This window comes from Mesorhizobium sp. M1C.F.Ca.ET.210.01.1.1 (assembly GCF_004791585.1).
Classification (GTDB): domain Bacteria; phylum Pseudomonadota; class Alphaproteobacteria; order Rhizobiales; family Rhizobiaceae; genus Mesorhizobium.
Genome location: NZ_SRUU01000011.1, coordinates 123,201 through 135,708 on the forward strand (window position 1 = coordinate 123,201; position 12,508 = coordinate 135,708).

At 66.1% G+C, this 12,508-nt stretch carries 10 protein-coding genes; 6 read left to right on the top strand and 4 right to left on the bottom strand.

The features are described from left to right. Window positions 1–10: 10 nt before the first annotated feature. The 5 genes from EN853_RS14910 to EN853_RS14930 all read left to right on the top strand — a co-directional run bounded on the left by EN853_RS14910 (window position 11) and on the right by EN853_RS14930 (window position 6,737). Window positions 11–916 (top strand): LysR family transcriptional regulator, encoded by a 906-nt coding sequence (locus EN853_RS14910; protein WP_127860519.1) that lies wholly within the window; start codon window positions 11–13, stop codon window positions 914–916. Between the two features lie 89 nt (window positions 917–1,005). Then, window positions 1,006–3,084, top strand: coding sequence for a hydantoinase/oxoprolinase family protein (locus EN853_RS14915; RefSeq protein ID WP_127860520.1), 2,079 nt, complete (start codon window positions 1,006–1,008; stop codon window positions 3,082–3,084). A gap of 4 nt (window positions 3,085–3,088) precedes the next feature. Beyond that, complete coding sequence (locus EN853_RS14920) at window positions 3,089–5,074, top strand: hydantoinase B/oxoprolinase family protein (RefSeq protein ID WP_127860521.1); 1,986 nt, start codon at window positions 3,089–3,091, stop codon at window positions 5,072–5,074. Next, entirely contained in the window at window positions 5,071–5,373 is a 303-nt protein-coding gene (locus EN853_RS14925; RefSeq protein WP_127860522.1) for a (2Fe-2S)-binding protein, read from the top strand. The genes EN853_RS14920 and EN853_RS14925 overlap by 4 nt, the downstream gene beginning before the upstream one ends. Next, window positions 5,370–6,737 carry an FAD/NAD(P)-binding oxidoreductase gene (locus EN853_RS14930; RefSeq protein WP_127860594.1) on the top strand — a complete coding sequence of 456 codons (1,368 nt, stop codon included), beginning with the start codon at window positions 5,370–5,372 and terminating at the stop codon, window positions 6,735–6,737. Before EN853_RS14925 ends, EN853_RS14930 begins: the two co-directional genes overlap by 4 nt. Window positions 6,738–6,780: 43 nt before the next feature. Here the strand turns inward: EN853_RS14930 and EN853_RS14935 are convergent, their stop codons facing one another. Further along, complete coding sequence (locus tag EN853_RS14935) at window positions 6,781–8,106, bottom strand: FAD-binding oxidoreductase (protein WP_127860523.1); 1,326 nt, start codon at window positions 8,104–8,106, stop codon at window positions 6,781–6,783. Window positions 8,107–8,329: 223 nt separating this feature from the next. Here EN853_RS14935 and EN853_RS14940 point away from each other — a divergent pair, with 223 nt between their 5' ends. Continuing rightward, window positions 8,330–8,806 (top strand): Lrp/AsnC family transcriptional regulator, encoded by a 477-nt coding sequence (locus tag EN853_RS14940; protein WP_127860524.1) that lies wholly within the window; start codon window positions 8,330–8,332, stop codon window positions 8,804–8,806. 173 nt (window positions 8,807–8,979) lie between these two features. On the opposite strand, the gene EN853_RS14945 is transcribed toward EN853_RS14940, so the two are convergent. The 3 genes from EN853_RS14945 to EN853_RS14955 are packed head-to-tail and all read right to left on the bottom strand — an operon-like array spanning window position 8,980 to window position 12,430. Next, entirely contained in the window at window positions 8,980–10,635 is a 1,656-nt protein-coding gene (locus tag EN853_RS14945) for an ABC transporter ATP-binding protein (protein WP_127860525.1), read from the bottom strand. Beyond that, complete coding sequence (locus EN853_RS14950) at window positions 10,632–11,483, bottom strand: ABC transporter permease (RefSeq protein WP_127860526.1); 852 nt, start codon at window positions 11,481–11,483, stop codon at window positions 10,632–10,634. The genes EN853_RS14945 and EN853_RS14950 overlap by 4 nt, the downstream gene beginning before the upstream one ends. Continuing rightward, a complete protein-coding gene (locus EN853_RS14955; protein WP_127860527.1) occupies window positions 11,480–12,430 on the bottom strand; it encodes an ABC transporter permease in 951 nt (316 codons plus the stop codon). Before EN853_RS14955 ends, EN853_RS14950 begins: the two co-directional genes overlap by 4 nt. Window positions 12,431–12,508 lie beyond the last annotated feature (78 nt).

Genomic DNA, 12,508 nt, shown 5'->3' on the forward strand with positions numbered 1-12,508 from the left:
TGGAGTGGCAATGCGGGCCCGGCAGCTCGAAGTGTTCATCGCCGTCATGCGCGCGGGCACCATGACCGCCGCAGCGCGGATGCTGAACATCTCGCAGCCGGCGCTCAGCCAGGTGCTGCTGCACACCGAGGACGAGCTCGGCTTCACCCTGTTCGAGCGCGTCAAGGGCCGGCTGCGACCGACGCCTGAGGCGCTCGAGATCTTCGCGGATGCCGAGCGCCTGTCGGCGGGACTGGAGGGCCTTCGCCGCAAGACCACCGACCTGCGGCTGGGGCGGGCGGGACTGGTGCGGGTGGCGGCCTCGCCGCCGCCGGCCATGGCGATACTGCCGCGCGCATTCACCAGCTTCCGGGCGCAGCATCCCGATATCCTGCTGCGTTCGCATATGGCGCCGATCGCAGCGATCATCGACATGCTGCGCGCCGGCGATGCCAGCCTCGGCGTGGCCCTGGACGACCGCCTGCCGCCCGATATCGAGGCGGAGGTGATGGGCAGCGTGGGCTTCGCGTGCCTGCTGCCGGCCGGATATGCATTGGCCAGCAAAACCGAATTAACGCTGGCCGACCTCGCCGGCGAGGAGCTGATATCCTATCGCGGAAACACCCGTCCCGCCGACGAACTGGCCCATGCGGCCCGCGCGCAGGGTGTGGCGCTTTCGCCGTCGCTCGAGATCGACGTTTCCATTTCCGCGGTCGGCTTCGTCCAGGCCGGGCTGGGCATCGCGCTCGTCGACGCGCTGCTACCGTGGCATCAGTTTGCCGGGCTTGCCGTCCGACCGCTGGTGGCCGGGCCGGAATTTCCGATCGCGCTGCTTACGTCGCGCGCACGGGCGCTTTCGCGGGCCGATGAGATCATGCGCGATCACATCCGTACCGCCTGCTCCGCCGCCCTGACCGGCGACGAAGCGAGGGCATAAGCAAGCCTTATACGCTTGCCCATCATCCATCTTGGACCCGGGCGTTCCAGTCGTGTCAGCTTTGGTTGGCAGACAGGAAGGGACGCATCATGGATGGTGCCATTACAACGGATGAGGCGCGGAACGAAGCCGACTGGAAGGTCGGCGTCGATATCGGCGGGACATTCATCGATTTCTGCGCGCTCGAAGCGCGCTCCGGCCGCGTCGCCTCGCTGAAGGTGCTGACGACGCCGGAGGATCCAGGCGCCGAACTGATGACGGGTCTTACACTCCTGGCCGAGCGCGAAGGCTTCGATCCGACCCTTATGACGCGTTTCGTGCACGGCACCACCGTCGGCATCAACACCATCATTCAGCGCAAGGGCGCGCCACTGGCGCTGTTCACCAATGCCGGCTTCGAGGACGTGATCGAACTCGCACGGCTTCGCATGCCGGACATGTATTCGCTGTTCTGTGCGCGGCCGGATCCGCTGATCTCGCGCGACATGGTCTTCGGCATTCCGGTCCGCATGCGTGCCGATGGGCGTGAATCCCAGGCGCCGGACATGGCGGCCGTCGAGAGGGCTGTCGCGGCGGCGAAGGCCAATGGTGCGCAAGGCATCATCGTGTCCTTCCTCCACGCTTGGCGCAATGCCGCGCAGGAAGCTTCGGTGAAGGCGGCGATCGCGCGTCTTGCGCCCGACCTCTTCGTCTTCTCCTCGGCCGAGGTCTGGCCGGTCATTCGCGAATACGAGCGTAGCTCGACCGCCATCCTCAATGGCTATGTCCATCCGCGCGTCTCTGGCTATCTGGCGGCGCTGGAGGAGCGGCTGAAGAGCCGCGGGGTGCCGGCCCGCCCGATGCTGACGAAGTCGAATGGCGGGCTGATGAACGCCGCCGAAGGCAAGCGCGCCTGCGTGAACATGCTTTTGTCGGGAACGGCCTCCGGGGTCATCGGCGCCTCCTGGCTGGCGCGTCAGGCCGGAGAGGAAAAAGTCCTTACCCTCGACATCGGCGGAACCTCAGCGGATTTCGCACTGATCATCGGCGGCGAGGCGCAGTTCGGGACCGGCGAGCTGATCGGCGAGTTTCCGCTTCACATCCCATCTGTCTCGGTCAGCTCGATCGGCGTCGGCGGCGGCTCGATCGCCAGTGTCGACGCACAAGGCGTGCTGCGGGTTGGACCGGAGTCGGCCGGCTCGACGCCGGGACCGGCATGCTACGGCCGCGGCGGCGAGCGGGCGACGGTGACGGACGCCATGGTGGTGTGCGGATGGCTAGGTCACAGCGAGATGGCCTATGGCCAGCTCCGGATCGATACCGGACTGGCGCATCGCGCGGTCGGCGATCTTGCCGCCCGGCTCGACCGCACGGTCGAGCAGACCGCGCAGGCGATCCTCGACATCGCGGTGTCGGAAATGTTCGTTGAGGTCGAGAAACTCGCCTCGCGCGCCGGCGTGGACCTGCGCGATTTCACGCTGATGCCTTTCGGCGGCGGCGGTCCGATGCTTGGCGCCTTCCTTGCCCGCGAACTCGGCATGAAGCGGGTCATGGCGCCGCGCCGTCCCGGGGTGGTGTCGGCGCTCGGCGGGCTGGTGGCGGACCTCCGCGGGGATTTCATACGCACGATCTTCAGCCCGCTGTCGGCAGCGTCGCTCCCCACCATCCGCGCGGCCCTTGAGGTGCTTGCGCAAGAGGGCAGCGACTGGCTCGCGGCGCAGGGGCACGATGCAGCCGCGCAACTCAATCTGTCCTGCGACATGCGCTATGTCGGGCAGAGCTACGAGATCGACGTCGTCCTGTCGCCGAAATGGCTAGCCGAAGGTGATATGACCGCTATCGAGCAAGCCTTCCATCGAACCCATGAGCAGCTCTACGATTTCCACGATCCGGACGGCGAGATCGAGCTTGTCAATGTTCGGCTGTCCGCCATCGGCGCGGGTCCGGCACTCTCCTTCCCGGAGGTAGACGAGATAGCGGCTCCTGTCAGTCCGGCGCGCCGGCTTCCTGTCTACACGGGCCTCGGCATCGAGGCCGTCGACCTCCACGACCGGCAGGCCCTCTTGCCGGGCAGCACCTTCCGCGGGCCCGCCGTGGTCGTGCAGGAAGACACCACCTTTGCCATTCCCGCGGGAGCGCAGGCACGGGTCGACCGCCACCTCAACCTTCTGCTGACCTTCGCGGAGTGACAATATGTTTGACCGGACAAACCTGCAGGTTCTGGCGAACCATGCCCGGGCGGCGGCCGAGAACATGGCCCACACGCTGCACCGCACCGCGCACTCCGCCTTCGTCAAGGAGACGCAGGACTTCACCGTGATGCTGATGGACCGTTCGGGGGCGACCTTCGCCGTCCCGATGGAGCTTGGCGCCACCTGGTATCCGGGCCTGTCCTATCACCGCGCGATCGCGATGGTCGACGATTACCGGCCGGGCGACGTCGCATTCACCAACGATCCCTATTCCGGCCACGTCGCCACGCACGCGCCCGACACGCATTTGTGGAAGCCGGTCTTCGTCGACGGCGAGATCGTCGCCTGGGCCGGAGGGCATATCCACAACACCGACATGGGCGGGGCGGTGCCGGCTTCGCTCAGCCGGGCGCTGACCGAAATCCATCAGGAAGGCATCCGCTTTCCGCCGATGAAGCTGGTGAAGGAGGGCGTCTTCGACGAGACGATCCTCAGGATCATGAGCACCAATGTTCGCAAGCCCGACCTCAACATCGGCGACATCAAGGCGCTGGTCGGCGCGCTCAACACCGGCGAGCGCAAGATCCAGGCGATGGTGAGGAAGTTTGGCAAGGCCGGCTTCATCGAAGGCGTTGCCGCGCTCCTCGACCATGCGGAGGCGCAGGCGCGCGACGTGCTGCGCTCCATGCCCGACGGCACCTGGGAGTTCGCCGATTATGCGGATGAGGATTCGGTCGAGGCCAATCCCTGCCGGCTGAAGCTCAGGCTGACGATCAAGGGCGACGAGGCGGTGCTCGACTTCACCGGCTCCGACCCGCAGCTAGGCTCCTCGCTCAACGTGCCCTCGGGCGGCGACCCGCGCCACACCATGCTGCTGGTCGGCGTCTACTATGTTCTCTACACGCTCAACCCGAAGATACTGCTCAACACCGGCCTCACCCGGCCCTTCACCTGCATCACGCCGCAAGGCTCCGTGCTGAACCCGGTCCACCCCGCGGCCGTTGGCATGCGTTCGCTCACTTGTGCCAGGCTGCGGTCGGTCATCTTCGGCGCCTTCTCTCAGGCCGTGCCGGCGCGCCTGCCGGCGGCTCCGGCCGGCAACAACTGCATCGTCAACGTCATGACAATCGATGAGCGCACCAGCCGGAGCGTCATCGCGGCGGTGAACCCGGTGGTGGGCGGCGGCGGCGCCATGCCGCATCGCGACGGCACCAACGGATCGGGCGCCGATGCCGCGTATCTCAAGAACACGCCGATCGAGATCACCGAGACCGAGACCCCGGTCGAATTCGTCAGATACGGGCTCGCCAAGGACAGCGGCGGCGCCGGCCGCTGGCGCGGCGGGTTGGCGACCGAGATGGCCTTCCGCGTCTTCGCCCCCGATTCCAGGATCACGGCGCGAAACCGCGACCGCAGCTTTTTCCGTCCGTGGGGCGTGCTGGGCGGTAAGGCGGCGGGCCTGTCGGACATGGTCGTCAATCCGGGGACCGACCACGAGCGGCGGCTGGGCAACATCGACACCGCTGTCCTGCAGCCGGGCGACGTGCTCGAGATCCGCTCCGCCGGCGGCGGCGGGCGCGGCGATCCATATGAACGCGACCCATGGCGGGTCGCGCAAGACGTGCGGCGTGGCTATGTCTCGGCAACTGCCGCCGAACGCGACTATGGCGTCATCATCCGTGCCGGCGCGGTCGACGAGCAGGCGACGCAGCGGCTGCGCGCTGGGCATCAGCCCTCTGCCGGTCATTTCCATTTCGGTCCGGAGCGCGACGGCTACGAAGCGCAGTGGACGCCGGCGGCCTATGACCGGCTCCACGCTTTGCTGGATGCTTTGCCGATCCATTGGCGGTTCTTTGCCAAGACCGAGATCTTCCGCCGCATGAAAGGGCGCTCCGGGCCGGAGGGCGTCCAGGCGGCCTTCGACGCGGTTTGCGAACGCTTCCCCGAACTGCCTCGTGCTGACCCAGTGCGAGAGGCGGCGGAATGATCACGGACGGCCGCATCGTTCGGCTGGCCGAGCGCGATCGGGCAAAGGTGCAGTTCCTTCTTGACGGTGAGATGCGCGGCGCGCTGGCGGGCGACACGGTGCTGACCGCCGTGCTGGCGTCGGGCTGTGCGCTGCGAAAGTCCGAGTTCGGCCCCGAGCTGCGGGCCGGCTTCTGCCTGATGGGAGCCTGCCAGGATTGCTGGGTGTGGCAGGAGGAGGGGCCGCGTATGCGCGCGTGCACAACCCCAGTCACTGAAGGCATGCGGCTGCGCACGACGCCGCCGGAGAGTTGGCCGTGAGCGAGACGTCGTCGCCGCGGATCGTGATCGTAGGTGCCGGTCCGGCCGGCATAAGGGCCGCGGCGACGCTGGTCAATGCCGGGCTCCATCCGGTGGTGATCGATGAAAGCAATCGCGCGGGCGGGCAGATCTATCGTCGTCCGCCTGCCGGGTTTACCCGCACGCCGGAAGAGCTCTACGGGTCGGAGGCAGCCAAGGCATGCGCGCTGCATGCGCTGTTCGACCGGCTGGCCGAAGAGGGGCGGCTCACCCATCGCGCGCTAAGCTCCGTCATCGCCGTGTACGAGGGGCGGCTGCACGTGCTGGGCGAGGGCGGCGTGGAGGTGATCGGCTATGACCGGCTGATCCTTGCCACGGGCGCGTCCGACCGCGTCGCGCCGGTCCCAGGCTGGCAGAGCGCCGGGGTCTACAGCCTTGGCGCGGCGCAGATCGCGCTCAAGGCGCAAGCCGTCGCGCTCGGGCGGCGCATCGTCCTGATGGGATCGGGGCCCTTGCTGACGCTGGTCGGCGCGCAACTCGTGAAGGCTGGAGCCGATGTGGCGGCGGTGCTCGACACCTCGCCATGGCGCCGACAGATGCGCGGCTTCTTAGGACTTGCCGTTCGCCCGGTCGTCGCGCTGCGCGGTCTGGCGCTGCGGGCGAGGCTCGGCGGCCGCTATCATGCGGGAGTGAAGCTGGAACGGATCGAGGCGGATGCGTCCGGTGTCACGGCGATGCGTTGGCGCGATGCCGGCGGAATGCAGCGCCTCACCCCGTGCGACATGATCGGCATGGGCTGGCATCTGCGGGCTGAGACGCATCTGGCAGACTTGGCCGGCTGCGCCTTCACCTATGACGAACAGTGGCGGCAATGGCTGCCCAAGGCCGACGAAATGGGGCGTGCCGGCAACGGGGTCTACCTTGCCGGCGACGGCCTTCAACTCCTGGGGGCGGACGGAGCGGAGATCGCGGGGCGCCTTGCGGCGGCAGCATGCCTTGCCGATCTCGGACGTCCGGCGCCCTCCGCCAGCGCCGACCTGCGCAAACTCGCGCGGCTCGAACGCTTTGCCCGCGGTCTGGCGACCGCCTTTCCATGGCCGGACGCGATGGCGCGGTCGCTTCCCAACGATGAAATCGTCTGCCGTTGCGAGAACGTGAATGCTGGAGCCATACGCGAGAGCGTGGAACACAGCGGCGGCGAGGCCAACAGGGTGAAATCGCTGTCGCGCGTCGGCATGGGTCGCTGCCAGGGACGCTATTGCCAACTGGCCGCCGTCGAGCTTGTCGCAGAGCGGGCCGGCTGCACCGCCGGTGCTGTCGGCCGGTTCCGAGGCCAGGCGCCAGTCCGACCGGCGCCGATCGGCGCTTTTCTGCGGGAGGATTGATGCAATTGCGGAGGCTGCCCCGGGTGCCGACAAGGAACATCCCTTAGAAATCGGCGACCTTCCCCCAGGCGGACGCGTCGAAGCGCCGTGGATCGTAGGATGTCGCATCGACGATCGGTTCCGACGCGGTCACCAGATCGGCGACGAGGTGCCCGGCGCCGGGCCCGATGCCGAAGCCGTGCCCCGAAAACCCGGCGGCCAGAAAGAAACCTGGAACGGCGTCAATCTCGCCGATGGCGGGTACGCCGTCCGGCGTGCTGTCGATGTAGCCGGCCCAGGCCGCGCTGATCCTGGTCTTTCTGAGATCGGGCAGCAGTTCGAGTGCCCGGGCGTGGGTCAGGCGGATCGTCGCCTGGTCAGGGACCGGATCGAGGATGCGCATCCGCTCCATCGGCGTCGGCCGGTCGAGCCGCCAGCGCTTAAGCGTTTCGTGGCCGGAGCGCATGCCCTGCAGGCCGCCGGGCGCGAGGCTTCGCCAGCGCTTCAGGAACATGGGAAGGAACTGCGACGAGAAGCGCAACTGCTGTGGCGTCACGTCTACGCGCCCGCGTCCGCTGATGGCAAGCGTGTAGCCGCCGTCGCCGCGACGCGTGGCCGAGATCCGCGCCGTGTGGAGCGCGTCCGGCAGGCCCTCGGCGCCGGGCGATACGGACAGGATGGAGGAGCGGACAGACGCCTGCGGAAAGCGGAAATCGAACTGGTTGCAAAAGGAGGACGCCCAGGCACCGCCGGCCATGATCGCCACCTTCGTCCGGATCGTTCCGCTTTCGGCGACCACGCCGCTCAAGCGCCCGCCCTCGGTTTCGATGCCGCGCGCGGCGCAATTCTGGTGCACGCTGCCGCCGAGCTTCAGAATTGCGCGGGCGACCGCGGGCGCGGCCCGCGACGGATCGGCGGTGCCGTCGGTCGGCGAGAAGACGCCGCCCTTCCACGTCCGGCCCGTGGCGCGGCCGCGCGCGCTGGCCTCGGCGCTGTCCAAAATATGCGTGGTGACGCCGGCCGTCCTGGCGAAGTCGCGCCAGCGCGCCCAACCGGCCAACTCCGCTTCGTCATTACTGAGATAAAGCAGGCCGCAGCGGCGGAAGCCGGTGTCCTCGCCGGTCTCCGCTGCAAAGCGCTGCCACAGATCAAGGCTTCGGGTCGCCATCGGCAGCTCGCGGGCATCGCGGTTCTGCTGACGGCACCAGCCCCAGTTCCGCGAAGACTGCTCGGCGCCGATGCGGCCCTTTTCGACAAGCGCGATTTTCATGCCGCGCCGCGCCAGATAATAGGCCGCGAAGACACCGACGATGCCGCCGCCGATCACCACCGCGTCCGCGGATTGCGGCAGTTCGCCGGACGTCTCGATTTGCTGCAACGGCGCGCGCATCGTCTCTCCACCTTGAAGCGTCAATCTAGCGCGTTGCGCAGGCAGCCGCTGCTGCAGTTAGGACCAAGGCAGAATTTTATTCCGGCGGTCCGGTGGAAATCGGGAGCCGATGCGTTTCAAAGCGGTGTCCGCGCTGATGGACAGGCCAGTGAGCTGTGGTAGTGTCGATGGCCAATGGCAACGCGGCATTTTGTGCTGTGGCGTGCGCTCTGTGGAGACGGCCGTGAAACTGGATCGGATCGATATCAAGATTCTGCACGAACTGCAGAAAAACGGCCGCATCACCAATGTGGAACTGGCCGAGTTGGTGCACCTGTCGCCCAGCCCATGCCTGATGCGGGTCAAGAAACTCCAGTCGGAAGGCTATATCGAAGGCTATTCCGCTCAGGTCAATCTCGGCAAGCTCGGTCAGACGCTGACCGTCTTCACCGAGATCACCTTGAAGAACCATCGCCAGGTCGACTTCGCCCGCTTTCTGGCTGTCGTGGAGAAAATCGACCAGGTCATCGAATGCCACCTCGTGTCAGGCGGCTATGACTATCTGATGAAATTCGTGACCGCCGGCATCGGCGAGTACCAGACGATCATGGAACGGCTGACCGACATGGATATCGGCATCGACAAGTATTTCTCGTTCGTGGTGCTGAAGTCGCCCATCGTCAAGACGCACATGCCGCTGCCCAGCCTGTTTCCGATGTGAGGCTCAGCCGCTGTAGCACTTTGATTTTGCGCATGCCTCCCGAAACCGGTTCCCACTTTCGGGAGACATGTGCAAGAGCGTTTCAGCGATTCATAGATCGCCGAACCGCTCTAAGTATTTGTTTTTACGCAATTCCGGACGGAAAACCGTTACACACTTTTCCTGGAATTGCTCTAGCGGTGACCGTACTGGCTGACCAGCGCGGGGTCGCGGACGAGGCCGTCGAGCCAGGTCGGGTCGAGCTTCGGCACCGAGGAGAACAGAAGCTTGGAGTAGGGGTGGGCGGGCGTCTTCACCTTGTCGGGTGTGATCTGCTCCACCCGCTCGCCATTGTACATGACCATGATCTGATCGCAGATGGCCTCGACGACGGAAAGGTCGTGGCTAATGAAGATGTAGGAGAGTCCCAGCTCGCGCTGCAGCTCCTTGAGCAATTCGATCACGGCGGACGCCACCACCGTGTCGAGCGCCGAGGTGATCTCGTCGCAGATGATGAGCTTGGGATCCGCGGCCAACGCGCGAGCAAAGTTCACGCGCTGCTTCTGGCCGCCCGAGAGCTCCGATGGATGACGGTAGCGAAGCGCCCTCGGCAGGCGCACCATGTCGAGCAGTTCGTCGACGCGCTTCGAGCGCGCCTGCCTGTCGAGCCCGTGATAGAAAGCCAGCGGCCGCGAGATGATGTCCTCCACCGGCTTGGCCGGATTGAGCGCGGTATCGGCATATTGGAACACGATCTGCATCTCGCGAAGCTGATCTTGGCCGCGTTTCCTGGCCGCGCGCTCCAATTCCTTGCCGTCGAAGACGATCTCGCCAGCGGCCGCCGGGTGGATGCCGGCGATGACCCGTGCCAGCGTCGATTTTCCGCAGCCGGATTCGCCGATGACGCCGAGATTGCGCCCCTTTTCCACGACCAGACTGACGGAATCGACTGCCCGGACAAGCGGCAGTCCGTCATCTCGTACCGGGCCGTAGCCGGCGGTCAGATTGTCGATACGCAGCAGCTCTTTCTTTCCGGCATCCGCGTCGGCCAGCGCCTGCCGCCGCTTCGGTTCGAAGGCGGCCAGCAATTCCCGGGTGTAGGGATGCTGGGCCGTTGAAAGAATCTCCCCGGTCGTTCCGGTTTCCTGCACTTCGCCGCCCTTCAGCACCACGATGCGGTCTGCGATCTGGGCGACGACCGCGAGGTCGTGGGAAACGTAGACGCCCGCTATCCCGCCCGCCCGCATGACCGACTTGAATGCCTTCAGCACGTCGATCTGCGTCGTCACGTCGAGCGCCGTCGTCGGCTCGTCGAAAATGACCAGCTTGGGATCGCCGATGAGCGCCATGGCCGCTCCCAGCCGCTGCAATTGCCCACCCGAAACCTGGTGCGGATAGCGGGCGCCGATCCCATCCGGATCCGGCAGCGACAAGGCCCTGAACAGCTCGACCGCGCGCCGGCGCGCCTGTTCGGGCGGCATCAGCTTGTGGATGCGCGTCACCTCGATCACCTGTTCCATGATCGTGGACGACGGGTTGAACGAGGCAGCGGCACTTTGCGGGACATAGGCAATATCGGTGCCGCGCAGCCTCGCTCGTTCCTTCTCGGAAAGCGCGGCCATGTCCTTGCCGTTGACGTTGATCTCGCCGCCGGTGATGCGGCAGCCGGGCCGCGCGTAGCCCATCAGCGAGAGCGCCACGGTCGTCTTGCCGGAGCCGCTCTCGCCGATCAGGGCGACGATCTCGCCGTCGGCGATGTCGAGGCTGACGCCCTTGATGATATCGACGACACGTCCGGCGTCGGTCGTCGCCTCGATCTTCAGATTTCTGACCTCGACGAGATTGGTCATGCGTCCCTGTCCCTGATCTTCTGCGGCAGGTTGTCGATCAGCAGGTTGACGCTGATGGTGAGGCTGGCGATCGCCAGCGAGGGCACGATGACGGCGGGAGCCGCGAAGGGCAGGCCGCCGATATTCTCGCGCACCAGCGCACCCCAGTCGGCTAGAGGCGGCTGCAGGCCAAGCCCAAGGAAAGACAAGCCCGAGAGCAAGAGCACGATGAAGACGAAGCGCAGGCCGAAGTCGGCCAGCACCGGGCGGATGATGTTGGGCAGGATCTCGGAGCCGATGAGATAGACGGTGCTTTCGCCGCGCACGCGGGCGACGGTCATGAAGTCCATGGTGTTGATGTTGACCGCAAGCGCCCGCGCGAAGCGGTAGGCGCCCGGAATATAGATGACGGCGAGCGTCAGGATCAGCACCGGGATCGACGAGCCGACCGCGGCGACGACCACAAGACCGAACAGCTTGCTGGGAATGGAGTTCATGGCGTCGAGGAAGCGACTGAGGCAGGTGTCGAGCCAGCCGCCGGTGACGGCCGCTATCATCCCCAGCACGACACCCGAAAAGCAGGCGATAGAGACGGCCGCGAGCGATATGCCGACGGTGTAGCGCGCGCCCATCAGAACCCGCGAGAGCATGTCCCGGCCCAGATAATCCGAACCGAGCCACAGTCCCTGGCGCATCGGGCCGAAATAGTCGTCGTCGACGATGTCTCCAATCGGGTGGGGGATGACGTAGGGCGCGAAGATGGCGACAAGCGTCCACGCTAGGATGACCAGCGAGGCCACGACGCCCACGAGGTTATAGCTGTGGCCCAGGAGGGACCGTCGGGAGGATACCGCGCGCGCCATCGTCATCTGAGCCTCGGGTTGGACATGATGGCGACGATGTCGGCCGCCGTGATGAGCAGGAGATAGCCGAGGCAGAAGATCATCGCGCAGCTCTGGATCAGCGGCAGGTCGCGGGTCGCGACCGCATCGACCATCAGCTTGGCGATGCCGGGATAGTTGAAGATCGTCTCCACGATGATGACGCCACCGACCAGATAGGACAGCGAGAGCGCGACCGCGTTGACGATCGGGCCAAGGGCGTTGGGAAGCGCATGCCTCAGCACCATGCGGCTGCGCGAGGCGCCCTTGAGAAGCGCCATCTCGACATAAGGCGTGGACAGCGTTTCGATCACCGCGGCGCGAGTCATGCGGATCATCTGGGCGGAGATGACGAAGGTGAGCGTGATCACCGGCATCGCAAAGATGCGCACGAGATCGGCAAGCGAGTGCGCCTCATTGACCGAGGACAGCGCCGGCAGCCATCTGAGATAAACGGCGAAGAGCAGGACCGCCAGCGTCGCGACCATGAACTCAGGCACGGAGATGACGCCGATCGAAAGGATGGTGACTGCGCGGTCGAAGAAGGAGCCGCGCAGCATCGCGGCGGTGATGCCGAGCGTCAGCGCCAGCGGCACCGAGATCAGCGTGGTGATGCCGGCGAGCTTCATGGTGTTGACGAAGCGCCCGCCAATCAGCGCCGCCACCGGCATCTCGTTGGCATAGGAAGTGCCAAGGTCGCCGTGGAGCAGGCCGAGAAGCCAGCGCAGGAAGCGAAGGATTGCCGGATCGTTGAGATGCATGGCCTCGCGCAGGCCGGCGACCGCTTCCGGAGTCGCCGCCTGGCCGAGCAGGATCGACGCGGTATCGCCAGGCAGCATGCTGGTGGCGAAAAACACGGCGAACAGGACGATCAGAAGGGTGACGACCGCGACCGCCAACCGCTTCAGCACGAGGTTCAGAACCCCAGACTTCATGGAAGCTCCCTGCGGTTTCGTTCAGCCGGACAATGTTGCGCAATGCAGTGCCGGGGGCCGGCTGACCGGTCCCCGGCA